At 60.5% G+C, this 26,026-nt stretch carries 26 protein-coding genes; 19 read left to right on the top strand and 7 right to left on the bottom strand.

The genetic code is table 11. The features are described from left to right. Position 1 precedes the first annotated feature (1 nt). The 5 genes from hemF (at position 2) to JIF53_RS06040 (ending at position 3,839) form a co-directional block, all read left to right on the top strand. Complete coding sequence (hemF, locus tag JIF53_RS06060; protein ID WP_011783627.1) at positions 2-928, top strand: oxygen-dependent coproporphyrinogen oxidase; 927 nt, start codon at positions 2-4, stop codon at positions 926-928. Next, positions 921-1,748 carry a shikimate dehydrogenase gene (gene aroE, locus JIF53_RS06055; protein ID WP_153739713.1) on the top strand — a complete coding sequence of 276 codons (828 nt, stop codon included), beginning with the start codon at positions 921-923 and terminating at the stop codon, positions 1,746-1,748. The genes hemF and aroE overlap by 8 nt, the downstream gene beginning before the upstream one ends. Positions 1,749-1,786: 38 nt before the next feature. Next, a complete protein-coding gene (locus JIF53_RS06050) occupies positions 1,787-2,560 on the top strand; it encodes a motility protein A (protein WP_014420028.1) in 774 nt (257 codons plus the stop codon). Positions 2,561-2,563: 3 nt separating this feature from the next. Then, entirely contained in the window at positions 2,564-3,397 is an 834-nt protein-coding gene (locus JIF53_RS06045; protein ID WP_153739714.1) for a flagellar motor protein MotB, read from the top strand. Between the two features lie 124 nt (positions 3,398-3,521). After that, positions 3,522-3,839: a PA4642 family protein gene (locus tag JIF53_RS06040; protein ID WP_011783631.1), complete on the top strand. Its 318-nt coding sequence runs from the start codon at positions 3,522-3,524 to the stop codon at positions 3,837-3,839. 30 nt (positions 3,840-3,869) lie between these two features. Here the strand turns inward: JIF53_RS06040 and JIF53_RS06035 are convergent, their stop codons facing one another. Further along, the gene (locus tag JIF53_RS06035; RefSeq protein WP_014420031.1) at positions 3,870-4,409 is read right to left on the bottom strand and encodes a gamma carbonic anhydrase family protein; all 540 of its coding nucleotides are present in this window, start codon (positions 4,407-4,409) and stop codon (positions 3,870-3,872) included. Between the two features lie 201 nt (positions 4,410-4,610). On the opposite strand from JIF53_RS06035, the gene prlC reads away from it, so the two are divergent. Beyond that, positions 4,611-6,656: an oligopeptidase A gene (gene prlC, locus JIF53_RS06030; RefSeq protein ID WP_153739715.1), complete on the top strand. Its 2,046-nt coding sequence runs from the start codon at positions 4,611-4,613 to the stop codon at positions 6,654-6,656. 56 nt (positions 6,657-6,712) lie between these two features. After that, entirely contained in the window at positions 6,713-6,964 is a 252-nt protein-coding gene (locus tag JIF53_RS06025; protein WP_153739716.1) for a YheV family putative zinc ribbon protein, read from the top strand. 58 nt (positions 6,965-7,022) lie between these two features. On the opposite strand, the gene JIF53_RS06020 is transcribed toward JIF53_RS06025, so the two are convergent. Continuing rightward, positions 7,023-8,345 carry a Na+/H+ antiporter family protein gene (locus JIF53_RS06020; protein ID WP_153739717.1) on the bottom strand — a complete coding sequence of 441 codons (1,323 nt, stop codon included), beginning with the start codon at positions 8,343-8,345 and terminating at the stop codon, positions 7,023-7,025. Positions 8,346-8,459: 114 nt separating this feature from the next. Beyond that, on the bottom strand, positions 8,460-8,690 hold the full coding sequence (locus JIF53_RS06015; protein ID WP_153739718.1) for a DUF1653 domain-containing protein: 231 nt from the start codon (positions 8,688-8,690) through the stop codon (positions 8,460-8,462). 159 nt (positions 8,691-8,849) lie between these two features. Here JIF53_RS06015 and JIF53_RS06010 point away from each other — a divergent pair, with 159 nt between their 5' ends. Further along, entirely contained in the window at positions 8,850-10,646 is a 1,797-nt protein-coding gene (locus JIF53_RS06010) for a diguanylate cyclase (protein ID WP_228285480.1), read from the top strand. A gap of 2 nt (positions 10,647-10,648) precedes the next feature. Here JIF53_RS06010 and JIF53_RS06005 read toward each other — a convergent pair whose 3' ends face one another. The 3 genes from JIF53_RS06005 to JIF53_RS05995 form a co-directional block, all read right to left on the bottom strand. Then, positions 10,649-11,035 carry a DoxX family protein gene (locus tag JIF53_RS06005; protein WP_014420036.1) on the bottom strand — a complete coding sequence of 129 codons (387 nt, stop codon included), beginning with the start codon at positions 11,033-11,035 and terminating at the stop codon, positions 10,649-10,651. An 80-nt stretch (positions 11,036-11,115) separates the two neighbouring features. Continuing rightward, entirely contained in the window at positions 11,116-11,763 is a 648-nt protein-coding gene (locus JIF53_RS06000) for a hypothetical protein (RefSeq protein WP_031209780.1), read from the bottom strand. Between the two features lie 191 nt (positions 11,764-11,954). Then, positions 11,955-13,301, bottom strand: a complete 1,347-nt coding sequence (locus JIF53_RS05995; RefSeq protein ID WP_199452065.1) for an MATE family efflux transporter — start codon at positions 13,299-13,301, stop codon at positions 11,955-11,957. Positions 13,302-13,489: 188 nt separating this feature from the next. Here JIF53_RS05995 and coxB point away from each other — a divergent pair, with 188 nt between their 5' ends. From coxB to JIF53_RS05975, 4 genes are read left to right on the top strand one after another with little or no spacing between them, the layout of a single operon-like run. Further along, positions 13,490-14,614, top strand: coding sequence for a cytochrome c oxidase subunit II (gene coxB / locus JIF53_RS05990; RefSeq protein WP_011783642.1), 1,125 nt, complete (start codon positions 13,490-13,492; stop codon positions 14,612-14,614). A 57-nt stretch (positions 14,615-14,671) separates the two neighbouring features. Continuing rightward, positions 14,672-16,255: a cytochrome c oxidase subunit I gene (ctaD, locus tag JIF53_RS05985; protein WP_011783643.1), complete on the top strand. Its 1,584-nt coding sequence runs from the start codon at positions 14,672-14,674 to the stop codon at positions 16,253-16,255. 13 nt (positions 16,256-16,268) lie between these two features. Then, the gene (locus tag JIF53_RS05980) at positions 16,269-16,865 is read left to right on the top strand and encodes a cytochrome c oxidase assembly protein (protein ID WP_199452064.1); all 597 of its coding nucleotides are present in this window, start codon (positions 16,269-16,271) and stop codon (positions 16,863-16,865) included. Positions 16,866-16,881: 16 nt separating this feature from the next. Next, on the top strand, positions 16,882-17,769 hold the full coding sequence (locus tag JIF53_RS05975; protein WP_199452063.1) for a cytochrome c oxidase subunit 3: 888 nt from the start codon (positions 16,882-16,884) through the stop codon (positions 17,767-17,769). An 11-nt stretch (positions 17,770-17,780) separates the two neighbouring features. Here the strand turns inward: JIF53_RS05975 and JIF53_RS05970 are convergent, their stop codons facing one another. Then, a complete protein-coding gene (locus JIF53_RS05970) occupies positions 17,781-17,984 on the bottom strand; it encodes a twin transmembrane helix small protein (RefSeq protein ID WP_199452062.1) in 204 nt (67 codons plus the stop codon). 97 nt (positions 17,985-18,081) lie between these two features. Here JIF53_RS05970 and JIF53_RS05965 point away from each other — a divergent pair, with 97 nt between their 5' ends. From JIF53_RS05965 to hrpB, 7 genes are all read left to right on the top strand, one after another. Continuing rightward, entirely contained in the window at positions 18,082-18,831 is a 750-nt protein-coding gene (locus JIF53_RS05965; protein ID WP_323127152.1) for an SURF1 family protein, read from the top strand. Further along, positions 18,812-19,453, top strand: coding sequence for a hypothetical protein (locus JIF53_RS05960; protein ID WP_199452061.1), 642 nt, complete (start codon positions 18,812-18,814; stop codon positions 19,451-19,453). Before JIF53_RS05965 ends, JIF53_RS05960 begins: the two co-directional genes overlap by 20 nt. A gap of 15 nt (positions 19,454-19,468) precedes the next feature. Continuing rightward, a complete protein-coding gene (locus tag JIF53_RS05955; RefSeq protein WP_199452060.1) occupies positions 19,469-20,575 on the top strand; it encodes a COX15/CtaA family protein in 1,107 nt (368 codons plus the stop codon). Continuing rightward, positions 20,572-21,492, top strand: a complete 921-nt coding sequence (cyoE, locus tag JIF53_RS05950; protein ID WP_199452059.1) for a heme o synthase — start codon at positions 20,572-20,574, stop codon at positions 21,490-21,492. Before JIF53_RS05955 ends, cyoE begins: the two co-directional genes overlap by 4 nt. Before the next feature lie 32 nt (positions 21,493-21,524). After that, positions 21,525-22,181 carry an SCO family protein gene (locus JIF53_RS05945; protein ID WP_141066722.1) on the top strand — a complete coding sequence of 219 codons (657 nt, stop codon included), beginning with the start codon at positions 21,525-21,527 and terminating at the stop codon, positions 22,179-22,181. 82 nt (positions 22,182-22,263) lie between these two features. Continuing rightward, a complete protein-coding gene (locus JIF53_RS05940; protein ID WP_199452058.1) occupies positions 22,264-23,466 on the top strand; it encodes a YbfB/YjiJ family MFS transporter in 1,203 nt (400 codons plus the stop codon). Positions 23,467-23,509: 43 nt separating this feature from the next. Further along, on the top strand, positions 23,510-25,984 hold the full coding sequence (gene hrpB / locus JIF53_RS05935; protein ID WP_199452057.1) for an ATP-dependent helicase HrpB: 2,475 nt from the start codon (positions 23,510-23,512) through the stop codon (positions 25,982-25,984). The last annotated feature ends 42 nt before the right edge of the window (positions 25,985-26,026 follow it).

Here is a 26,026-nt window from a genome sequence, read left to right as displayed (position 1 = left end):
CATGTCACAGCAGCCGGATATCCAGGCCGTCAAGGACTACCTCATCGGTCTTCAGGAGCGCATTTGTCAGCGGCTGGAAGCGGTCGATGGCCAGGCATCGTTTATCCGTGACAGTTGGCAGCGGCCGGAAGGCGGTGGCGGTATCAGCCGCGTACTGGCCGACGGTGGTGTTATCGAGAAGGGCGGCGTTAACTTTTCCCACGTGATGGGCGAGACCATGCCAGCGTCTGCCACGGCTCACCGCCCTCACCTGGCGGGCGCACCCTGGCAGGCCATGGGGGTGTCGCTGGTGATTCATCCGAACAATCCATACGTGCCCACCTCTCATGCCAACGTGCGCTTTTTCATCGCTACGCCGGAGGACAGCGCTCCGGTGTACTGGTTCGGTGGTGGCTATGACCTCACGCCCTATTACGGATTTGAGGAAGACTGCGTGCACTGGCACCGCACCGCAAAGGCAGCCTGCCAGCCATTCGGTGACTCCGTCTACGCGGACTACAAGCGCTGGTGCGACGACTATTTCTACCTCAAACACCGGCAGGAGCCACGGGGCGTTGGCGGGCTGTTCTTCGATGACTACAACACCGGCGATTTCGACCGTGACTTTGCCTTTATGCAGGCCGTGGGCGACAGTTACATTGAGGCCTACGAGCCGATTGTGCGCCGGCGTATGGATCAGCCCTGGGGGGAACGGGAGCGGGAATTCCAGCTCTACCGCCGGGGCCGCTATGTCGAGTTTAACCTGGTGTACGACCGGGGCACGCTGTTTGGACTGCAGTCGGGCGGCCGGACCGAGTCTATCCTGATGTCCCTGCCCCCGTTGGTGCGCTGGGATTACGACCGCCGTCCGGAGCCAGGCACTGAGGAAGCCCGGCTGACCGAGTATTTTCTGACCGGCCGTGACTGGTTGGAGGAACGTAATGACTAGCGATCTGTACGCCGTGGTGGGCAACCCCATCAGCCACAGCAAATCACCCCGTATCCACAGCCTGTTTGCCCAACAGACCGGTGAGGCTGTGGAATACACCGCGATTCAGGCGCCGCTGGAGGATTTCGCCGGCACCGTTCATCACTTCTTTGACCACGGCGGCAAGGGTCTGAACATTACGGTGCCGTTCAAGGAACAGGCCTGGACCCTGGCTGAGCACCGGACTCACCGGGCCGAGCTGGCAGGTGCCGCCAATACTCTCTATCTGGATCAAGAAGACCAGCTGGTGGCCGATAACACAGATGGTGTGGGTATTGTTCGCGACCTCCGGGACAACCATGGCGTGCCTCTGAAGGGCGCGCGTGTGCTGGTGCTGGGCGCTGGTGGTGCGGTGCGCGGTGTGCTCGGGCCTCTGCTGGACGAGCAGCCCGCCAGTGTGGTTGTGGCCAATCGTACTGTCGCCAGGGCCGAAGCGCTGGCCCGGCTGTTCGGCCGGGAACACAGTGGCATTGAACTCTCGGCCTGTGGTTTTGAGCAGGTCGAAGGACCGTTTGATCTGGTGATCAACGGCACCAGCGCCAGCCTGAAGGGCGATTTGCCAGCCATTACGGCAGATGTGATCGGCGCAGATACCGTGGTCTACGACATGATGTATTCTCTGCAGACCACCACGTTTAACCAGTGGGCCCTGGATCATGGCGCCGTACACGTGTTTGACGGTCTGGGTATGTTGGTGGAACAGGCTGCCGAAGCTTTTTTCGTGTGGCGGGGCGTACGCCCGGAAACCTCGGCCGTCATCGAGGAACTGAGAACAGACTGAGGCAGGCGATGCAGCCGAGCCGTCGATAAGGGTCAGTTATGGATATTCTTACGCTTGTCGGGTTGCTAGCCGGAACCCTGATTGTGTTGCTCGCCATGTTGGCGAATGCAACCGTGCTTACCTTTCTGAACCTGCCAGGCCTGGCCATCGTACTCGGGGGTACGTTTGCCGTAACCCTGATCAAATTCCGGATGCCCTCCGTGCTGAGTGCTTTCCGACTGGCTTTCCGCGCAGCCTTTACGGACCGGTTGGCGCGCCCGGCGGAACTGATTCGGGAAGTGGGCGTGCTGGCCCGGGTGGTTCGCAAGGAGGGCATTCTGGGTCTGGAGAACCATGACACCAAGGACGAGTTCCTGCAGAAAGCCATCAACCTCTGTGTCGATGGCCACCCGCCGGAACTGGTGGAAGAGGCCCTGTTGCAGGATAGCCAGCAGACCGCCGAACGCTACGAAGTGGCGGAACGGGTGTTCCGCGGTATTGGCGAATCGGCACCGGCCATCGGCATGCTCGGTACCCTGGTGGGGCTGGTGCAAATGCTCAATACCCTTGATGATCCTTCCTCTATTGGTCCGGCCATGGCCATTGCCCTGCTGACCACCCTGTACGGCGCATTCATTGCCCAGCTGATGGCGTTACCCCTGGCCGACAAGTTGCAGCTGAAGGCGGAAGACGATGCCCGTAACCAGATGCTGATCATTACCTCCATCAAGAGCATCATGCGCGGTGAAAACCCCAGGGTTATGACCGAACTGCTGTCTTCCTACGTGTCTCCGGAACACCGCACCAACCTCGAACCCGAGCGGGAGGCCTGAGGTTTGCAACCGGCACGGCCACTGAAAAAGAACCGGGGCAAGAAAGGCACCCCGGACTGGATCGTGACGTTTGCCGATCTGGCCACATTGCTGCTGACGTTTTTTATTCTGCTGCTGTCCTTCGCCGAAATGGATGTGGAAAAGTACCGGGCCATGGCCAACTCCATGTCGCTGGCCTTTGGCTCCAGCAACGTGGTGGCGGAGGACGTGGGTGGCTCCCCTATTACCCTGGTTGAATCGGATACCGTCTCGCTGCCCGAACCGTCGGAGTCGTTGCAACAACAACCTGAGTTTATTGATGAGCGTACCGAGCGCTCGGAAACCCGGCAGATACCCGGCGGTGTGCTGGACCTGGCCGGGCGTCTGGTTCGGGAACTGGAAGAGGAAGTGGCTTCCGAAGCCCTGCATGTGAACTACGACGAGGATCAGGTGGTTATCCGGTTCTCGGAGGAAGCGACCTTCCGCTCTGGCGACGCCACCATCAAGCCGGAAATGATCCCGATCATCGAGCGTGTGGTGAGCGTCCTGTCCGCCTGTAGCGGGGATGTGGTGGTTTCCGGGCATTCCGACGATCGACCGATTTCCAGCAGTCAGTACCGCTCAAACTGGGACCTGTCTGCTGCCCGGGCGGTCTCGGTGGTGCATGAACTGGTACTCAACCGGGATATCCCCGCCGAGCGGGTCGTTGCCGCGGGCCGTGCCGAGACCCGGCCACTGGCCCCCAACACCAGCCCGGAAAACCGCGCTATCAATCGCCGGGTGGAAATCGCCATCCGTAACCCCGAATGCAGTGATGAAGTGCCCACCGCAGACCTGCCGGTGGAAATCCTGCCCTGAGCCGCCGGTATCTCCGCTCTCCTTATGCTCGCAGCGCAGATACTCATAGTGGATTCATATAACCTCTGCCCATTCAAAGCCTTATACTGTGCGCCCTGAATTGCACACAGCAGGAGATGCCAGCATGAGCGGACCGGACAAACCGAAAGTCATTGGTGAGGAATGGAGTGACGAGCGGGTAAAGAGCTATCTCGACCTGACCCCCTGGGACCGAAGCATCAATGCCGATTATTTCGTGCTGAGTCGGGCTTATGAATCTATGCGGGCCGAAGACTTCGAGCGCTTTATCAGCTTTTTTGTTGAAGCCGGTCGTGACCTGAATGCTGAAGACGAACACGGAGCAACCATTCTGGATCGGGTTGCTCTTCACCGGCGTAGTGCAGAGTATGCCCGCGTCCTGGAAAACGCCGGCGCACAAAAAAAGGCAGCGGCCGGGAATTGATTCCCGGCAAGGCTGCCTTGCCGCTGCTTTTTATTCTGAGGGATTCAGGTATTCGTCTTTCAGTTTGACGTAGTTGGCGGCAGTGTATTTGAAGAACGTTTTTTCCTTGTCGCTCAGGGCCCGGGCCTGCTTGCACGGGGAGCCCACGTACAGGTAGCCGGATTCCAGGCGTTTGCCTGGCGGTACCAGGGTGCCGGCGCCGATAATGACTTCGTCTTCCACCACGGCGCCGTCCATTACGGTACAGCCCATGCCGACCAGAACCCGGCTGCCAATGGTGCAGCCATGCAGCAGGGCTTTGTGGCCAACGGTCACGTCGTCGCCCAGGATCAGCGGCCAGCCGCCGGGGTTGTAGTCGCTGGCGTGGGTGATGTGCAGCACCGAGCCGTCCTGGATGCTGCAACGGTCGCCGATGCGGATCTTGTGCATGTCGCCTCGGATTACGGTCATGGGCCAGACCGAGCAATCCTCCCCCATTTGTACATCTCCGATGACCACGGCGCTGTCGTCTACCCAGGTGCGTTCGCCAAATTGTGGTGTGATACCCTTGTGAGTTCGTACATTCGCCATTACATATACCTCAATGCTGTCCAAGTGCGGTGCAAGGTGCCGGTGGGGGATGGCTTTCAGAAACACGCTCCTTCGGCACATCCCTGTGACGCTTGAGTTCCGCCATCCCTGGCTCCACACAGTTTCTGAAAGCCATCCCCCACCGGCACCCCGTAAGTTGGTGCAAGCTATCTCATAAACGAACAGCTGAGAAGGGGACCTATGAATAACCCGCTACTGACTGACGATCTGTTGCCGAAGTTCGGTCATATCCGTACCGAGCACATGGAAACGGCCATAGACCAGATTCTCAGCGAGAACCGGATGAAGATCCAGACGCTGGCCCAGCAGGAGGATCCCAGTTGGGAAACTCTGGCTCAGCCCATGCAGGAGCTGGAAAACAAGCTAAGCAATGCCTGGTCGGTGATCTCCCACCTGAACGGTGTCATGAACAACGATGACCTGCGCAAAGTGTACAAGAACTGCCTGGAAAAACTGACCGAATACAGCACGGAAGTCAGCCAGAACAGTGCCTTGTGTGAGGCCTATAAAAAACTGGCCGCCCGCGATGATTTCCACAATCTGAGCGAATCCCAGCGCAAGTCCATCGAGAACATCCTGCGGGATTTCCGGCTCGGTGGTGTGGATCTGCCTGAGGACAAGAAAAAGCGTTACGCGGAACTGTCCCGGGAGCTGGCGGAACTGTCCAACAAGTTCAGCGATAACGTGCTGGACGCCACTCAGCACTGGTACAAGCACATCACCGATGTGGACGAGCTGTCCGGTCTGCCGGAAACGGCCATTGAAGGCGCCAGGCAGGCGGCCCGGCAGAAGGAGCTGGACGGCTATGTGATTACCCTGGATTTCCCGAGTTTCTATCCGGTGATGACCTACGGTGACAACCGCAGCCTGCGCCGGGAAGTGTACGAGGCGTTTGTTACCCGGGCGTCAGATCAGGGCCCGGATGCCGCGAAGTGGGACAATACCCCGGTGATGGCTGAGATTCTCAAGCGTCGCCATGCCCTCGCCCAGTTGCTCGGATTCGACAACTACGCCGAGCGTTCGCTGGCCACCAAGATGGCCCGCAGTGTCGATGAGGTGATGGAATTCCTGAATCAGTTGGCGGCGAAATCCAAGCCCCAGGCGGAGAAGGAGTTCGCCGAGCTGAAGGCGTTTGTGAAAGACGAATACGGCGTCGAGGATCTTCAGGCCTGGGATGTCGGCTATTACAGCGAGAAGCTGCGCCAGAAGCGTTATGACATTTCTCCGGAAACCCTGCGCCCCTGGTTCCCGGTGGACAAGGTGGTGCCGGGCCTGTTCCGGGTGGCAGAGAAGCTGTTTGATGTTCAGATCGAAGCCCATCCGGAGGTGGAAACCTGGCACGCAGATGCCCAGGCCTACTGCATCAGTCGCCACGGCGAGCCGATTGCCTGGTTCTACCTGGACCTCTATGCCCGCCAGGGCAAACGTGGTGGTGCCTGGATGGCGGACTGCCGGGTGCGCTGGCGCGATCTGCGCGGCCGGTTGCAGTTGCCAGTAGCGTTCCTGACCTGCAACTTCACGCCGCCGGTGGACGGCAAGCCGTCGCTGCTGACCCACGACGAAGTCACCACCCTGTTCCACGAGTTTGGCCATGGCCTGCATCACATGCTGACCCAGGTGGAGGTGATGGATGTGTCGGGCATTAACGGTGTGGCCTGGGATGCGGTGGAGTTGCCCAGCCAGTTCCTGGAGAACTGGTGCTGGAATCCGGAGTCGCTGGCACTGATTGCCAGTCACCATGAAACCGGAGAACCGCTGCCGGAAGATCTGCTGCAGAAACTGTTGGCGGCCAAGAACTTCCAGTCCGGGATGGCCATGGTGCGGCAGCTGGAGTTCTCGCTGTTCGATTTCCGGTTGCATGCGGAATTCAGCGAGCAGGCGCCGACCAATCCGCTCGACATGCACCGGACAGTGCGGGAAGAGATTGCCGTGGTTCAGGCGCCGGAGTTCAATCGTTTTCCGAATGCTTTCTCCCACATTTTCGCCGGGGGCTACGCGGCGGGCTATTACAGCTACAAGTGGGCGGAAGTGCTGGCGGCCGATGCGTTCTCGCTGTTTGAGGAGAATGGTATTTTTGATCCGGAAACCGGCAAGGCCTTCCTGCACAACATTCTGGAGAAAGGCGGTTCGCAGGAGCCCATGGAGCTGTTCAAGGCGTTCCGGGGCCGGGAGCCCGAGGTGGATGCCTTGCTGAAGCAGACCGGCATTACGGACGAAGCGGCCTGATACAATCACGCCCGGTGGTCGTACTGGCCATCGGGTGACTTATCTGGAGTTGAGTTATGACGAGTCCGAAACGCTTTATCGCCGGTGCTGTCTGTCCCCGTTGTGCGGAGATGGACAAGATCATGATGTTTACCGATGACGACGGTGAGCAGGTGCGCGAATGCGTGGCATGCGGTTTTACCGATGCCATGTCCGATCAGGAGCAGCCGGCGGCACCGGAGATCGAGACCCGGGTGAACAAGCGCGACAACAAGGATGATCACACGGTAAAACAGGTGGTGTTCTTCAAGTCCGGTTCAGAAGACTGATCCCCCGGCTTGCCTGGCCGTCTTTGGCCGGTGGCAAACCGAGGGTGTTGCCGGTGCCTCAGAGCACCATGGCGGCCAGCCAGCCGAAGGCCAGCAGTGGCAGGTTGTAGTGCAGGAACGTGGGCACCACGGTGTCCCAGATATGGTTGTGCTGGCCATCCACATTCAGGCCGGCGGTGGGGCCAAGAGTGGAGTCTGATGCCGGAGAGCCGGCATCACCCAGAGCACCCGCCGTACCCACCAGGGCCACGATGGCCAGGGGGCTGAAGCCCAGTTGCAGCGCCAGTGGCACATACAGGGCGGCGATAATGGGGATGGTCGAGAACGATGACCCGATGCCCATGGTGATCAACAGGCCCACCACCAGCATCAGCAATGCTGCCAGCGCCTTGTTCTCGCCTATGGCGGCGACCGAACCTTCCACCAGAGTGGCGATTTCGCCGGTTTCCCGCATCACTTCCGCAAAGCCGTTGGCGGCAATCATGATGAAGCCGATCATGGCCAGCATTTTCATGCCTTCGGTGAACAGGTCGTCGGCTTCTTTCCATTTCACCACGCCAGAGACATTGAACAGCACGAAGCCGGCCAGGGCGCCCAGGATCATGGAGCCCAGCCAGAGTTGCACCACGAACGCCACAGCAATGGCGACCAGCGCCATCACCAGCGTTCTGGGGCTGTATTTCACATCCACACGCTCGGTCTGTTCGATACGCTTGAGGTCATAGCCGCGACCGCCCCGGTAGCTGAAGAAGACCGCAACCAGCAGGCCCAGGAGCATGCCCAGGGCCGGCAGCGCCATGGCAGACATGACGTTCAGGTTGCTGGCATCAACGCCGTTGTCGGCCACATTGGCCAGCAGGATCTCGTTCAGATAGATACCGCCGAAGCCTACCGGCAGGAACATGTAAGGCGTGATCAGGCCGAAGGTCAGCACGCAGGCCACCAGCCGGCGGTCCATGTTCAACTTCGCCATCACGTACAGCAGTGGCGGCACGACCAGCGGAATGAAGGCGATGTGAATCGGCAGGATGTTCTGGGACGATACGGCAATGGCCAGCAGCAGACCGATGATCATGAACCGGATGCCGGTGGCAGCGCCCCCTTCATCCTGCCGGCCCACCATGGCCAGGGCCTTGTCGGCCAGGGCGTGGGCCAGCCCCGATTTTCCGATTGCGACGGCAAACGCGCCCAGGGTGGCATAGGACAAGGCCACGGTGGCACCACCGCCCAGGCCGGTATTGAAGGCATTGATGGTCTCTTCAAGGGACATGCCCGCCACCAGGCCACCGGAAATGGCGCCGATGATCAGGGCAACAACAACGTGAATGCGGCACAGGCTCAGTACGAGCATGATCAGTACCGCGGCAACTACGGCATTCATGGCAAACTCCGGATAGGAATCGAGGGTATACCGGCACCTTTTGGGCGCCGGCAGCACGAAAAGTGCGCTAATGTGCAGGAAATGGCCGCCGCAGTCAAAACGGTTGTGTAACCGTTACTCGTCCTCAACCCGCATGAAACGGGGAACCTGTTCGCCGGCGACGTCGACGGTTTCCTGGAACATGGGGAGGGGGCGAACCCACAAACTATAGTCGCCATACAGGCAACGATAGACCACCAGCGGCTCTTCGGTTTCGCTGTGGCGGGCCACGCCGATCACTTCGTAGTCCTTCCCCTTGTAATGCCGGTAGCGGCCGGGCTGAACCGTGTGTCTGCGTTCGGGCATGTCTTCCTCTCTGGTGGTAGCGGGGCCTTACCCCTTAATTTTGCCGGACTTGAGCGGGATATCCGTCTACACTGTTTGTGAAGCACTAGGGTTATGGTGTTCCCCATCAGAACACAACAGTGTAGTTCAAGCACCTCGGGCCGGAAATTACAGACAAGAATGAACGGGCGCATTTCCCGCATAACAGGCATATTCGTTACCTTGCTGCTGTGCTTGGCCTTCACTGCTGCCCACGCCGAGCCCGTGTCCTTTCAATGGTTGTCAGTACCTCAGGGGGCCAGGGATGTCGAGGCAGTCCGTGCCATCGGGCCTGACCAGTGGCAGACGGTTCCGGCTGGCCAGACCCTGAACCAGGGGTTCAGTGACGATGAATTCTGGTTGCAGGTACCGGTGCCGGCGGAACCCGCTAACCGGGTTCTGGAAGTGGGTTATCCCCTGCTCGATGAAGTGTCGGTGTATTGGGAACTGGATGGCCGGATTATCGAATCCCATCACACCGGGGATACCCGGCCGTTCGACAGCCGGCCAATTGTGCACCGCAATTTCGTCTTTCTGGTGCCGTCCAATACCGAGCCGGTCACCGCCTGGATTCGTGTGCAGACCCAGGGCTCGGTTCAGGTTCCCGTCGCGGTCACACCGTCCGCCGAATTTCTTGCCAACGAGCAGATTTCCTATGGCTGGCAGACCATGTTCCTGGGAATCGTGGTCGCCCTGGCCCTGTATAACCTGTTTCTGTTCCTGATTGTCCGCCACCAGACCTACCTCTGGTATGTGCTGACGGTTGTCTGTTCCGGTGCCGTGCAGCTCAACTTCAATGGCCTGCTGTTCCAGTGGTTCTGGCCAGACGTGCCGTGGATCAACCGTTACTTCACTGTGCCCGTGGTCAGTGCCGCGCTGATTGCGGCCATCGTTTTCACCATGAAATTCCTGTTGGTCAAGAGTTACTCTCGCTGGGGTTATCGGGTCCTCCAGACACTACTGGCGGTCAATCTGTTGGGCCTGATCTACGGTTTCGTTGGCTCTTACCAGGTAGGTATTATCTGGATAAGCAGCCTGGCCGCGTTCGCGACCCCGGTGGCCTGGCTGATTGGTATCAATGTCTGGCGCAGGGGCCAGATCCTGGGCGGCTTTTATGTACTTGCCTGGACGCCCTTGCTGCTGGGGCATCTGGTGCTCGCGGTCAGCAAGCTGGGATGGATTCCGCGCAGTCCGTTTACCGAGTTGGCGCCCCAGGCCGGGGTGGCGGTTGAGGTGATTCTGCTGTCGTTTGCCCTGGCCTACCGGATCAACATGGAGCGCCGGCGCCGGCAACAGGCCCAGGAGCATGCCCTGGACATACAGCGCCAGGCCAACCTGACCCTGGAATCCCGGGTTCGGGAACGCACCGAGGAGCTGGAGCAGGCAAACGAGCAGTTGCGGGCCATCAGTCTGACCGATGGCCTGACTCACGTCGCCAACCGGCGCCGGTTTGATGAGAAACTGGAAACCGAGTGGAATCGGGCGTTGCGTCACGAGCATGAACTGAGCCTGATTCTGCTGGATATTGACCACTTCAAGCAGGTGAACGACCGCTTCGGTCATCTGGTGGGGGACGATTGCCTGGTGGCGCTGGCCTCGATTCTGTCCGATGAAGTCCAGCGCTCTGGGGACCTGGTGGCGCGTTACGGCGGTGAGGAGTTCGCCATTCTGCTGCCCGCTACCGATGTGGCCGGCGCGCAGCAAGTGGCGGAACGGATGCGGCTGTCGGTCGCCCGAACGCCGGTCAACAGTGGCGAGCATATGTCGCCGGTCAGCCTGACCATCAGTCTCGGTGTGGCGACACTCACCCCCAACCGGCAATCCGATTGTCAGGAACTGATTCGCCGCGCCGATGAGGCGCTCTACGCCGCCAAGGCTGATGGGCGTAACCGGGTGGTGGTCTGGCACCCGAAAGCGGTTGCGCCCACCACCGGCTGACCTCAGTTCTTGAGCTTGTACCGGCCCGGCCCCAGGAAAATCAGCGCCAGTGCGGTGAACAGGAAGAAGCCCTGAAGTTCCAGCGCCCAGCCGCCATTGCTGCTCAGAGTCAACAGCTGATGGCCATGCACCAGGGCGATGGCAACGATCATGTTGAAGACAATGATCAGGGCGCCAATGCGGGTCTGGTATCCGAGAATCACCATCAGCGGTGCAATGACTTCCCCGATATAGACGCCGTAGGCCAGGATCGTGGGCAGGCCATGGCTGGCCAGCTGGCCTTCGATAAAGCCAATGCCATTGAGCAGTTTGGCGATGCCGTGGAACAGCAGTAACCCGCCCAGTGTCAGCCGTACAATCAGTTTTCCAAGATCGGCATTATCCAGCACGTTTGGCCTCCTCAGTGTTGTTCGGGAGGGCAAGAATACTGGTTTTCCGGAGGCAATTCAGTGACGTGTTGTTATTAAACTCAGCACGACGGCCCGAGGGCGAAGCGGATGTGGTTCCGCTCCAGCAGGTTTTCCCAGTACTGTCGCATCCAGTCCCAGGCCTGGTTGTTGACCTGGTCAACAAAGGGATCGAGGTCCAGGTTGTAGTAATCCGGGGTGCCGGCAATCTGCAGCACGGTGACGGTGATGGCATCGTCCAGCTCATTGGCGAAGGGTTCGCCGATCAGTTCGTGCACCAACAGGTTGGCCCGGGTGGCTTCCAGGTCGATCAATTCACTGGCGCGGATCGAGCGGTTGTTGTCGTGCATTTCCTCCATTAACCGGTGGCACAGGTAGGCGCGAATAAGCAGCCCGTCCAGGCCATCGTAGCGTACCAGCAGCACCGAGGGCTGGGTGAAATAGCGGATGGCGGCATCAATAAAGGGCTGGAACAGCTCGGTTTTGCCGGCTTCCCGGGCGCAGGCATCCACGCATTCGATCAGCCTGGGCGCCATCTCGATGTACTCCACCGCGAACTGGAACAGGGAGGTTGCCGGTTGATAGCCATCCACCACCACCGAACCCGGCAGCCGGGCGGCTTTCTCTTTCATCTGGCGTAAAAAGGCGCCGGAGCGTGCTTCCTGGCGCCTTGCCTGATCGATGATTTCAAGGACGGCCTGTGGTGTCATTTCAGGAGATGCCGAAGTCTGAACAATTTGAGGTCGCAAGGCGCCTCCCGTTCTATCAAGGAGTAACCGGAGGCAGGAAAGCAGGGGCTGGCTACCGCAACATGCCTGCCGTTTCTGACTAGTGTAGCCAAGATTTGTCGCCTTGCTGCCCGCACTGGCAAATTTAACGGTTACGGTGTGAGTGGGAAACGTCAGTGAGTATCAAACCAGCGGCCCTCGCGGGTGTAGCGCCAGCACAGCCAGCCCATGCTCCCTGCCCGCGCCAGCATCAGTGTGATGAGCGCAAACCAGAGCCCGTGGTTGCCCCACCCGGTGGTCAGCCACCAGACAGGCAGGAAGACAGCCAGTGCTGAAAACAGCATGGTGTTCTGCATTTCCCGGGTGCGGGTGGCGCCGATAAACACACCATCGAGCAGAAAACCCCAGACCGAGGCAAATGGCAGTAGCCAGAGCCAGGGCAGGTATTGCCAGGCGGTAGTTCGCACCTCCTCCAGACCGGTCAGCAGGCTGATCAGCCAGCGGCCGCCGAGCACGAACGCAACGGTCAGCAACAACGCGCCCCAGATTGACCAGCGCAGGGCGCTCAGGAAGACCATGCGGAACCGGCGCCTGCTGTTCTGGCCAATGGCCTCACCCACCAAAGCTTCGGCAGCATTGGCGAAACCGTCCAGGGCATTGGAAATCACCAGCAAAAAGGTGATCAGCACGGCGTTGGCGGCCAGGATGACATCGCCCTGCCGGGCACCCTGAGCGGTGAAAAACGCCAGTACCAGCAGCAGGGCAATGGTGCGAACCATGATGTAACGGTTCACCCGCAGAATGGTCAGGTAGTCTGCCAGCTGCCCGAACAGCGCGCGGGTCAGTCGCTGGCCTTCGGGCATCCTCCGGAGCACGATGGCAAACCCGATCAGGGCAGCACCGTATTCCGCCATCACGGTGGCCATGGCCACGCCCCGGCTGTTCCAGCCCAGTACCGTAACGAAGAACACGTCCAGCACAATGTTGATGCCGTTGGCGATGATCAGCATCACCATGGGGCCGCGGGGGAACTGGGTGCCGATCAGCCAGCCCACCAGGGTGTACTGGCACAGCACCGCGGGCGCACTCCAGATACGGATGGCTGCGTATTCTGCGGCCAGAGCCGCCACCTCAGGGCTGGGATTCATCAGCTCCAGACCGATCCGGATCAACGGTTGGTGGAACAGGATCAGTAACAGCCCGATACCGATGGCCAGCAGGATTGAGCGCAATAGTAGCGCGACCTGGGCAAAGGCATCCCGTTTGCCCCAGGCCTGGGCCGCCAGACCGGTGGTGCCCATGCGCATGAAACCGAAGGTCCAGTACAGAATGCTGAACAGGTTGGCGCCCACGGCGACCGCGCCCAGGTATTCCGGACTGTGCAGATGGCCGAGCACGGCGGTGTCCACCAGGCCCAGCAGGGGCACGGTGAGATTGGTCAGCATCAGTGGCCAGGCCAGTGCCCACAGGCGTCGGTCAATGATGCCGGGCGCACGCTGTTTATTCTTTATGCTTCTCAAAACTCTGCACTTATCTTATTTGGATTTAAGGATTTTTTAGTCTTTTTTTGATCTGTGTCTATACTCAATTTTGATGTATCCATAAGCAGGCTTTCACTCGGGGATTTCCGACGGTTGCGAGTGCCATCGGTAAATTTCGGAGGGATGACGCAAAATCCGACAAGAATAACACTCTGTGGAGACACAGTATGCGCGTGCATGCCAAGCGGGCAGTAGCCCTAGCCGCTGGTCTGTTGTCACCGGCTGTCGTCGTGGCCGACTGGACCATGAACATGACGCCCGGTGTAACCGGCACCAGTAACCAGATTTTCAGCCTTCACATGACCATTCTCTGGATCTGCGTCGCCATCGGTGTGGTGGTGTTCGGGGTCATGTTCTGGTCCATTTTCGCCCATCGCAAATCCCAGGGCGCGAAACCGGCCAATTTCCACGAGAACACGGTGGTCGAAATTCTCTGGACCATCATTCCGTTCGCCATTCTCGTGGCCATGGCCATTCCCGCCACGGCAACGCTGGTGGAGATGTACGACACCACCGAATCCGAAGTGGATATCAAGGTTACCGGCTATCAGTGGCGCTGGCAGTATGAGTATATCAATGAAGATTTTGGTTACTTCTCCAGCCTGTCTACACCCCGGGACCAGATCGAGAACCGCCAGGCCAAGGGTGAAAACTACCTCCTGGAAGTGGACAACCCGCTGGTGATTCCAGTCGGCAAGAAAGTGCGTTTTCTGTTGACCGCCAATGATGTAATCCACTCCTGGTGGGTGCCGGAGTTTGGCGTGAAGAAAGATGCCATCCCCGGTTTTATCAATGAAACCTGGACCCGGGTGGATGAGCCGGGCATTTACCGTGGCCAGTGCACCGAGCTGTGTGGCAAGGACCACGGCTTCATGCCGGTGGTGGTCGAGGCGGTGCCGGAAGAGGAATACAACGCCTGGGTGGCGGAGCAGCGCGAGGCAGCCGAGAAAGAACGCCAGCTGACCCAGAAAGACTGGACTCTGGAAGAATTGATGGCGCGTGGTGAGAAGGCTTATGCCACAGCCTGTGCGGCCTGCCACCAGGCGGATGGCAGCGGGGCCCCCCCGGCGTTCCCCGCGCTCAAGGGTAGCCCGATTGCGACCGGAGATATGACGGCTCACATCGACATTGTGGTGAACGGCAAGTCCGGGACGGCGATGCAGGCGTTCGGCAACCAGCTGAGCGAAGTGGACCTGGCCGCGGTGATTACCTATGAGCGTAATGCCTGGGGTAACAACACCGGCGATATGGTCACGCCCAAGGAAATTTTTGATTACAAGAACCAGCAGTAATCAACGCCAGATAACAACAATCACCAGCCACATCAGAAGGCGGTAACGGGGGTTTTCATGAGTGCGGTTGCAGATACCCACAGCCAGGAACATCACCACGGCCCGGCCAAAGGCATCAGCCGCTGGCTGCTGACCACAAACCATAAGGACATCGGGTCCATGTACCTGATGTTCAGTTTTGCCATGTTCCTGCTCGGCGGCAGCATGGCCATGGTCATCCGGGCCGAACTGTTCCAGCCCGGTCTGCAGATTGTGCAGCCGGAGTTCTTCAACCAGATGACCACCATGCACGGTCTGATCATGGTGTTCGGGGCGGTCATGCCGGCCTTTGTCGGGTTAGCCAACTGGATGCTGCCCTTGATGATCGGCGCGCCGGACATGGCACTGCCGCGCATGAATAACTGGAGTTTCTGGCTGCTGCCCTGCGCCTTCCTGATTCTGGTCTCCACCCTGTTCATGCAGGGCGGCGCCCCCAACTTCGGCTGGACCTTCTACGCGCCGCTTTCCACCACCTATGGGCCGCCCAGTACCACGTTCTTTATCTTTGCGGTGCATATCATGGGGGTGTCTTCGATCATGGGCGCCATCAACGTCATTGCCACCATCCTCAACATGCGGGCGCCGGGCATGACCCTGATGAAAATGCCCCTGTTTGTCTGGACCTGGCTGATCACCGCGTTCCTGTTGATTGCGGTCATGCCGGTGCTGGCCGGCGTGGTGACCATGATGCTGATGGACATCAACTTCGGTACCAGTTTCTTTGATGCCTCCGGTGGTGGCGATCCGGTGCTGTTCCAGCATGTGTTCTGGTTCTTCGGGCATCCGGAGGTGTACATCATGATCCTGCCGGCGTTCGGGGCCATTTCCCACATTGTTGCGGCCTTCTCCCGCAAACCGCTGTTTGGCTATGCCTCCATGGTGTATGCGGTGGGTGCCATTGCCCTGTTGTCGTTCGTGGTCTGGGCGCACCATATGTTTACCGTGGGTATTCCACTGGCCGGGCAGTTGTTCTTCATGTACGCCACCATGCTGATTGCCGTGCCCACCGGGGTGAAGGTGTTCAACTGGGTCACCACCATGTTCCGGGGCTCCCTGAGTTTCGAGGCGCCCATGCTGTTCGCCGTGGCCTTTATCATTCTGTTCACTATCGGTGGTTTCTCCGGTCTGATGCTGGCCATCGCGCCTGCGGACTTCCAGTACCACGATACCTACTTTGTGGTCGCGCATTTCCATTATGTGCTGGTGCCCGGTGCCATCTTCGGCATCTTCGCTTCCGCCTACTTCTGGCTGCCCAAGTGGACCGGCCACATGTACGACGAAACCCTGGCCAAGACCCACTTCTGGCTGTCGTTCATCGGCATGAACCTGGCTTTCTTCCCCATGCACTTCCTGGGGCTGGCGGGCATGCCCCGGCGGATTCCGGACTACGCGCTGCAGTTTGCTGACTTCAACATGGTATCGAGCATCGGGGCCTTTATGTTCGGCGTCAGTCAGTTGCTGTTCCTGTTCATCGTGGTGAAGTGTGTGCGAGGGGGCGAGAAGGCCGCCGCCAAACCCTGGGATGGTGCCGAAGGGCTGGAATGGACGGTGCCCTCACCAGCGCCGTATCACACTTTCTCGACACCGCCGGAAGTGAAATAACCGGGAGGTCGCCATGGCAGAGCCACAACCGCAACACGGCAAACGCAGCAACGGTCGGGTGATTGCCTGGTGCATGGCCGGCGTGGTCGGTATGTTCGCCTTCGGCTTCGCCCTGGTGCCCCTGTACGACGTGTTCTGCGAAATCACCGGTATCAATGGCAAGACCGGCGGCCGGTACGAAGCGCAGGTCACCAACCAGGTGGATGCCAACCGCACCGTGACGGTCCAGTTCCTGGCCAGTAATGGTCCGGGTATGTCCTGGGAATTCCGGCCGGTGACCCGCAGCATCAAGGTGCATCCCGGTGAGCCGGTGACCGTCAATTTCTACGCCGAAAATGGCAGCGACCAGGCCATGGTCGGGCAGGCAGTTCCGAGCCTGTCCCCGGCTGAGGGCACCCTGTACTTCCACAAGACCGAGTGTTTCTGTTTCAACCAGCAGCCCCTGGAAGCCGGCGAAAGCACAGAAATGCCTCTGGTGTTTATCGTGGATCCGGAACTGCCGGAACACATCACCAAGCTGACACTGTCCTACACCCTTTACGACCAGAGCCAGAAGGCCGAAGTATCGGGTGCCGCCGGGGCAGCAAAAACAACCAACAATAACGGCTAAGCCATCGGAGACAGCTATGGCGGATCACCAGACCTACTACGTTCCCGAACAGAGCAAGTGGCCCATTGTCGCCACCGTTGGCCTAGGGGTCACCCTGTATGGCGCGGCAGCCATCATGGTGAACGGCAACCAGGGTGAAAGCACCACCGGTTCCTGGATCATGTTCTGGATTGGTGCCCTGATCATGGCGTACATGCTGTTCGGCTGGTTCGGCAGCGTTATCCGCGAGAGCCGGGCCGGACTATACAGCGACCAGATGGACCGATCTTTCCGCTGGGGGATGAGCTGGTTCATTTTCTCGGAAGTCATGTTTTTTGCGGCTTTCTTCGGTGCGCTCTTCTACGTTCGGATGTTCGTGGTGCCCTGGCTGGGGGGCGAGGGTGATAAAGGCAGTAGCAACATGCTGTGGGAAGGCTTTCAGGCCAGTTGGCCTCTGGTCAACAACCCTAACCCGGAGGCCTACCCGGGCCCGAAGGAAGTGATCGGGCCCTGGGGCCTGCCGCTGATCAATACCATCCTGCTGGTAACCTCGTCGTTCACCGTGACTATTGCCCACCATGCCCTGAAAGCGGGTCACCGGGCCAAGGTGAAGCTGTGGCTGGGAGCCACCATTGCGCTGGCGGTGGTGTTCATGTTCGTACAGGGGTACGAGTACATGCACGCCTATCAGGACCTGGACCTGACCCTGCAGTCCGGCATCTATGGCAGCACGTTCTTTATGTTAACGGGTTTCCACGGGGCCCACGTGATGCTGGGTACGTTGATGCTCGCCATCATGCTGATCCGGATCATCAAGGGCCATTTCACCGCCGACAATCACTTTGGCTTCGAGGCGGCGGCCTGGTACTGGCACTTTGTGGATGTGGTCTGGCTGGGCCTGTTTGTGTTCGTGTATGTGCTCTGAGGCGGCGGGATTCAGGGTGTCGGATTCAGGGTGAGATCGCCGGTCCAGAGCGCAATCAGCACCACAGCCAGCAGTAACAGGCTGAGCGAGACCCGCACCGCCAGTGAATTCACCACACGGTTGGTTTTACCGCCGTCCCGAATCAGGAAAAACAGCCCGCTGAACAGGCTGATAATGACGGCGAACAGCAGTACGACAATGGCAAGTTTTAACATGAGGAATCCGGTTGTTTCAGGTCTGCAGCCTGGTGATCATTCTGGCGCCGGGAACAATGCCCCGAACCGTTACTTCACTATAGCAGAGCGACGCTAAGTGGGTTTCAGCTCCCGCCGCTGGCAGTTTGATTGGCGTTTGCTGGTCTTCACCGGTGCCTTTCTGCCCCTGTTGATCAGTCTGGGCGTCTGGCAGCTGAACCGCGCCGCGGAAAAAACCAGTCTGCTGGAGGCCTGGAATTCAGACAGCGCCGGGCAGGACTGGCAGGGCGTGGCGGCCGCAGACGGGTGGCAGGAGGGTCAGCCGGTCACACTGACCGGTTGGTACGGGGAGCAGACCTGGTTACTGGACAACCGGACCCGGAATGGTCGCGCCGGTTACGAAGTGCTGACCCTGTTTGAGCCGGTTTCCGGGCCCTCGGTGGTGATCAACCGCGGCTGGGTGCCGGCCCCGGGCAGTCGTGAACAGCTGCCGGAAGTGCAGACGCCTGAGCCCCTGTTTACCTTGCAGGGCCGGCTGGCGGCTTATCCGGAACCGCCGGTTCTGGGAGAGGCGGAGCCCGATACACCCGGCTGGCCAAGACGGGTTCAGGCGTTGCCGGAAAGCCGTGTCCGGGCGTTGGGCAATACGCCGGCCCCGATGATTGTTCACCTGGCCGACAGCCAGCAGCCGGGTGCATACCAGGCAGACCGGGCGCCGGATGTGATGGGCCCGCAGACGCACTACGGATACGCCGCCCAATGGTTTGCACTGGCGGTAGCACTGACTATATTGACTCTGGTGGCGAGTTATAAAAAAGACAGCGAAAGACCCAAGGCAGGAGCCGACAATGACAACGACAACGGCTGACTCTCTCTCTCATTCTGATGGCCCGAGCCCGGCTCAGGTCAGGCGGGGCCGGCGCACCGCCATGTTGCTCTTTGCGGTGGGGTTCGGCCCCATGCTGGTGGCGACGGTCATGTTTTACACCGGCTGGCTTAACCCTACCGGTCAGAGCAATCAGGGGCAGTTGGTGCAACCGCCGGTGCCGGTGGCAGAGCTGAATCTGCAAACCGCTGCGGGGAACCCCCTGCAGGTACGCTTTGGTGTTGATGTCGCCGACCCGAAATGGCTGATGCTGGTGGCTTCGGAGCGTTGCGCGGAAGACTGCGAGCAGCTGCTGTATCTGGCTCGCCAGGTTAACGTTGCGCTTGGCAAGAACGCGCCGCGTGTTGGTCGTGCCGCCTATCTGGGCACGGTACCGGCGGATCTGGAGCGGCGCTGGTCCGATGAGTACCAGTTGATGGAGCGCCTGCAACCGGCCGCTGGCAAGACACCGGCATGGCCCGCCGGGATCAACCCGGAGCAGCAACCGAGAATCCTGCTGGTCGACCCGTTTGGCAATGTGATGATGCACTATGGCAGGGAACATACCGGCAAACAGCTGCTGAAAGATCTCAAGCACCTGCTGAAACTGTCACAGATTGGCTAACGGGAGGCCTGCGGTATGACGGCGATGTCTCCGGAGCAATCCCGGACAACAGCAAAGAAACTGGCGTTCTGGGCCACCCTGGCCTGTTTGCTGGCGGTGGTGGTGATCATGCTCGGTGCCTGGACACGGCTGGTTCACGCCGGCCTGGGATGCCCGGACTGGCCTGGCTGTTATGGCTTTCTGACCGTACCCCAGGATGAAACCCGCATCGCCATCGCCAATGCCCGTTTCCCGGAGACCCCGGTGGATGTCTCCAAGGGCTGGCCGGAAATGATCCATCGCTACGCCGCCGGTACCCTGGGACTACTGGTATTCGGGCTGGCCATTGCCTCGGTGCGCAATCGCAGAGCGGGGCTTCCGGTCAAACTGCCGCTGTTCATTGCCGGCTTTATCGTGTTGCAGGCCGCGTTCGGCATGTGGACGGTTGCCCTCAAGCTCTGGCCCCAGGTGGTGGCCCTGCATCTGCTGGGTGGATTTACCACCCTGAGCCTGTTGTTGTTGCTGACCCTGCGGCTCCGGCGGCGGGCACGGGAAAGTGAGGCGCCGCGACCGGCGATGGCGGCATCCCTGGCAAGACTCCGACCCTGGCTGTACGGCGGTTTGCTGCTGGTCATTGCCCAGATTGCCCTGGGGGCCTGGACGGCAGCCAACTACGCCGCCGTTGCCTGTACCGATCTGCCTACCTGTCAGGGTCAGTGGTGGCCCGAGGGCATGGATTTTCAGCATGGATTTGATATCACCCAACATGTTGGTCCCAACTATCTGGGCGGCCAGTTGACCAGCGATGGCCGGGTTGCTATTCACGTCAGCCATCGCCTGGGCGCGGTTCTTGTGTTGGGTTATCTGGCCATATTGCTGGGGCTGCTGTGGCGCCAGCGAGCCCAGAGCGGTCTCGACAGGGCCATCGCTCTGGTGGGCGGTGCCCTGGTGCTCCAGTTCTGTCTGGGGCTGACCAACGTCTGGCTGCACATTCCCCTGATCGTCGCCGTTGCCCATAACGCAATGGGCGCCGGCCTGTTACTGTCGATGGTGCACCTGATCTGGCGGCATCATCAGCTGGCCCTGCCAGCACTATCCCCCGCACCTCATACAACAACCATAAACCGGGAGGTTACGGCATGAGCGAGCAAGTGAAGGCGCTGCCGATCCAGAATTCAACGCATGCGAGCCCTATTTCCTGGCGCGATTACCTGGAACTGACCAAGCCCCGGGTAGTGGCATTGATGATTCTTACCTCGGTGATCGGCATGCTGCTGGCAGCACCAGGCGTTCCCGGATGGAGCGTGCTGCTGTTCGGCAACCTCGGTATCGCCCTGCTGGCCGGCGCGGCTGCGGTGGTGAACCACGTGGTGGATCAGAAGATCGATACCGTGATGGCCCGCACTCGCAAACGGCCGGTGGCGACTGGCCGGATTGCGACGCTGGACGCCCTGCTGTTTGCTACCGTGCTGGCGGCCCTGGGTATGGTCGTGCTGGTGTGGCAGGTGAACGAGCTGACCGCTTGGCTGACGCTGGCCTCCCTCGTGGGTTACGCCGGTGTTTACACCCTGTTCCTGAAACGGGCGACGCCACAGAACATTGTCATCGGCGGGCTGGCCGGTGCCATGCCGCCACTGCTGGGCTGGACCGCGGTCACTGGCCAGGTGGAAGGCCACGCGCTGTTGCTGGTTCTGATCATCTTCGCCTGGACGCCACCGCATTTCTGGGCTCTGGCCATCCACCGCAAGGAGGAATACGCCAAGGCTGGTATTCCCATGCTGCCGGTGACCCACGGCAATCGTTACACCGAACTGCATATTCTGCTCTATACCCTGATGCTGCTGGCCGTCAGTCTGCTACCGTTTGTCACAGGCATGTCCGGCGGTATTTACCTGGTGGGCGCCCTGGCGCTAGGCTTGAGGTTCCTGCAATATGCTGTTCGCCTGCTGCGCGGCGACGACCGGCGGGTAGCGCTGAACACCTTCAAATATTCCATCACCTATCTGATGGCGTTGTTTGTGGTGTTGCTGGTGGATCATTTTGTCTTTGTCCCGGCCTGACTGGCCGGGGTTAAGCCTGGTTGGGAGACCCTATGGGGCGGTCGATTCGGATCACGTTGTTTGTTCTGTTGTTGCTGGTGGTGCTGGTGTTCGGCCTGACAGTGGGACGGCAGGTCTTTCTGGTGGGGGGCGAACCGGCACCGGCGCCGGATCTCAGCCAGTACAACGCCTATGTCTACGACCAGCCACGGCCCCTGGTGGAGTTCTCTCTGACCAACGAGGAAGGTGAGACGGTCACCCGGGAAGATCTCCGGGGCCGGTGGACCTTCGTGTTCGTGGGCTACACCAATTGCCCGGACATCTGCCCCGCTGCCATGGCCAATCTGCGCCGTACCGACCAGTTGCTGTCTCCGGAATTACCCCAACCGGACTATCTGCTGGTCTCGGCAGACCCGGAGCACGATACCCCGGCGAAACTGAAGGCCTATACCGATTTCTTTGGTGAGCATTTCCACGGCCTGACCGGCGATCTCGACACCCTGAGACAGGTCGCCAAGAGCGTGAGCGCAGTATTTGTGCACCGACAGGTGAATGGGGAGTTGCTGGTGGACCACAGCGGGCATTTTGCCTTGCTCAATCCGGACGGCGACGTTCAGGCGCTGATCCAGCCACCCCACAAGCCGGACCAGCTGGCCGAAGCCTTTGAGCGCATCTACCAGTGGGCCAACGCCAATCGCCAGCCAGGCTGAGGCGAAGGTCTCACTGACAAGCATTGGTTAGTCACCTACACTACCCGGTTTCCGTTGATAACCTGACGACCGGGCCTCTGCCATGACTTCTGCAAACACCCCCACCCCCAGGCAACTGTTTACGGTTCTGCTCGCCGGTAGCCTGGTTTTGCTGGTTGTCCACGGCCTTGGCCGATTCATCTACACCCCGTTGTTGCCCTACCTGGTGGCCGATAACCAGTTCAACGCGCCGGATGGAGCTGTGGTGGCCACCTGGAACTACCTCGGCTATCTGATGGGGGCAATGCTGGCCATCCGTTGGCACAGAATCGACCAGATCCGGCTGATGTTGCCTCTTTTCCTGGCGGTTCATGTGGTCACCACGCTGATCGTGACCCAGACCGACCAGCTGACGGTGATTTCTGTCACCCGCTGGCTGAATGGTGTGGCTAACGGCGTGGTATTCGTCCAGGCGCCAGCCCTGATTCTGGAATGGCTGGTACTGCGCAACCGGGCCTCTCTCAGCGGTCTGGTCTATATCGGTGTTGGTGTAGGGCTGCTGGTGTCCAGCGGCCTGGTTACCGGAACCGCCAGCCTGCTGGAGGGCGCGGAGCGCTGGTGGCCGGCTGCCCTGTTGTCGATTCCCCTGGCCTGGTGGGGTGCCATGCAGTTACGGCAACTGGAGGTACCGGTGCGCCAGCATGATGACGCCGGTAAGGCGGTGGTCAATACCCCGTTGCTGGATCGCGCCAGCATCCCGCTGTTTCTGTCCTATGCCGGGGCGGGCCTGGGTTACATCCTGCCCATGACCTTCCTGCCCCTGTTGGCAAAACTGGAACTGCCTGAGGGCCACGCCTTGCTGGACGGCACCTGGGTGATCGTCGCCCTGTTCACCATCCCGGCGCCCTGGCTGTGGAACAAACTGGGGGCCCTGATGGGAGACTTGCCCGCCCTTCGCCTGAATTTTCTGATTCAACTGGCCGGTGTGCTGGCCACCGTGGTCTGGCCTGGCGCCTTGGGCTTGGTGTTATGTGCCGCCCTGGTCGGCAGCACCTTCCTGGGTACGGTATTGCTGACCCAGCGCATCGGGCGCGCGCTGCATCCGCATCAGGGCCCGCGCCTGTCGGCAGCAATGGTGGCACTGTATGGCTTTACCCAGATGGTCGGCCCCTGGCTGACCAAACAGTGGCTGGATGCCGGCGGCACCCTGGTGTCGGCCTTCGGCATCGGGGTGGCAGCGCTGGCGTTTGGCCTGGTATTCGCGTTCTTCGTGCCCCGGCCTGAAGCCTGGCATGCCCGCTCCTGAGGCATGGTAAACTGCGGCCACATTCCGGCAAGCACCCAGTACCATGCTCCCGATTGATGGCATCCTCCCAGAACTGACCCGCACACTGGCAAAGACCACCACCGCTTTGCTCCAGGCGCCGCCCGGCGCGGGTAAAACCACCCGGGTACCGTTGGCGCTGCTGGATGCGCCCTGGCGCGATGGCCGCAAAATCCTGATGCTCGAACCCCGCCGACTGGCGGCCCGGTCGGCAGCGCGGTATATGGCCCGGCAACTGGGAGAGGCGCCCGGGCAGACGGTGGGCTATCGCACCCGACTGGATACCAGGGTCTCCGGCACCACCCGGATCGAAGTAGTGACCGAGGGTATACTCACCCGCCTGATCCAGACCGACCCCATGCTGGAAGACTATGCCGCTGTTCTGTTTGACGAATTCCATGAACGTTCCCTGCAGGCCGATCTGGGGCTGGCACTGGTGCGTGAGAGCCAGCAGGCCCTGCGAGAAGACCTGCGCCTTCTGGTGATGTCCGCGACACTGGATACCGCGCCCATTGCCAAGATGCTGGGGGACGTGCCGGTGATTTCCAGTGAAGGCCGGGCGTTTCCGGTGGATGTCCTTTATCGGCCCCTGTCCCGCAGTGCCCGGATGGTGGATCACGTAACGGCGGTGGTGCTGGAGGTCCTGGGAGACCAGGCTGGCTCGGTGCTGGTGTTCCTGCCCGGGGCCGGTGAAATTCGCCGGGTGGCGCAACAGCTGGCGGGGCAACTACCGGAAAACGTGGTGTTGGCACCCTTGTATGGCAACCTCAAGTCTGAAGAACAGGATCGGGCCATTGCGCCGGCCCCGGACGGTTCTCGCAAGGTGGTGCTGGCGACCGCCATTGCTGAGACCAGCCTCACCATTGAAGGTGTTCGGGTAGTGGTTGATGCCGGCCAGCAGCGCCGGGCCGTGTTTGATCCCAACAGTGGCATGACCCGCCTGATCACCGGCCGGGTGTCCAAAGCCTCTGCCGAGCAGCGTAAAGGCCGGGCCGGACGGGTCGAACCGGGGGTGTGCTACCGGTTATGGAGCGAGTCGGAGCAGTTTGGGCTGGCTGAGTTCACGCCAGCGGAGATTCAGGAGGCGGACCTGGCGCCGCTGGTACTGGAGCTGGCCCAGTGGGGGGCTCGTTCACCGGATCAGGTGGCCTGGATTGATGCGCCGCCACAAGCCCACTGGCAGCAGGCGGTGGATTTATTGCAGTGGCTGGATTTGCTGGATGCTGACGGTGCTATTACCGATCACGGCAAGGCCGCCCGGGATCTGGGGTTGCATCCCCGTTTGGCCCATATGGTTATCCGGGGGCAGGCTCTGGGGTTTGGCCAGCTGGCGGCGGAACTGGCGGCACTGCTGGAAGAGCGTGATTTGCTGGGGCCGGGCTCCGGTGCGGATTTGCACGAACGGATCCGGATGGTTCGGGGAGTACGGCCACCCATGGGTCTGGATACGACCCGGTTGCAGGCGGTGCGGCAGGCGGCGAAACGGTTGTGCCGGGAGCCGGTGTCTCGGAGTGTGCCCGGTGCCACCGAGGTGGGCCGGGTTTTAGCCCAGGCATATCCGGACCGCATTGCCCGCCGCCGTTCCGGCGAGGCGCCGCGCTACCAGCTCAGTAATGGCAAGGGGGCGAGCCTGCGGGAGCATGATCCGATGGCCCGGGAGGACTGGCTGGTGGCCGCGGACCTGGACGGCAAGGCCCGGGAGGCGACGATTTATCTGGCGGCGCCGGTGGACCTTGCAGATCTGGAGCAGGACCTGGCTGCGCACATAGAAGAACGGGAAGAGGCCCTCTGGGACGACAAGCGGGGCACAGTGGTGGCGCGTCACGTGCGTAAGCTTGGCGCCCTGATACTGGCGGAAAAGCCGTTGCAACAGGTGGCCCCGGAACTGATCCAGCAGGGTTTGCTGGATGCCGTGTGCCGCAAAGGACTGGATCGGCTGCCCTGGAACGAGGCCGCCCGCCAGTGGCAGGCCCGGGTGTTGTTACTGGCGACACAGTTTCCCGGTCACTGGCCGGATGTGACTGATTCTGCCCTGCTGGCCGGTGTGGAAAGCTGGTTGGCGCCGTTTATGGCTGGCATGCAGCGGTGGTCGGATCTGGCTCGGCTTGATCTGATATCCGCCCTGAACAGTCTGCTCGATTATCCACAGCAACAACAACTGGATGAACTGGCTCCGAAAGCCCTGGCCATTCCCACCGGCCAGAAGGTGACGCTGGATTACACCGCCGACAATGGCCCGGTGCTGGCCGCCAAGCTGCAGGCCCTCTTTGGCTGGACCGAAACACCGACCGTGGCGGCCGGCCGGGTACCCGTGGTGATCCACCTGCTGTCCCCGGCCCAGCGCCCGCTCGCGGTCACCGCAGACCTCGCCAGCTTCTGGCTGAACGCCTATCCGCAGGTACGAAAAGAACTCCGGGGCCGCTACCCGAAACATCCCTGGCCGGAAGATCCGCTCACGGCCCAGGCTCAGCAGGGAACAAAAAAACGCTCCGCAGGCTAACGCGCCCATGGCTGGCTCCGGTTAGTCAGCGAGTAATAACCG

Source organism: Marinobacter sp. bablab_jr008 (assembly GCF_016464145.1).
Taxonomy (GTDB): domain Bacteria; phylum Pseudomonadota; class Gammaproteobacteria; order Pseudomonadales; family Oleiphilaceae; genus Marinobacter; species Marinobacter nauticus.
This window is presented reverse-complemented; position numbering and strand designations above follow the sequence as displayed.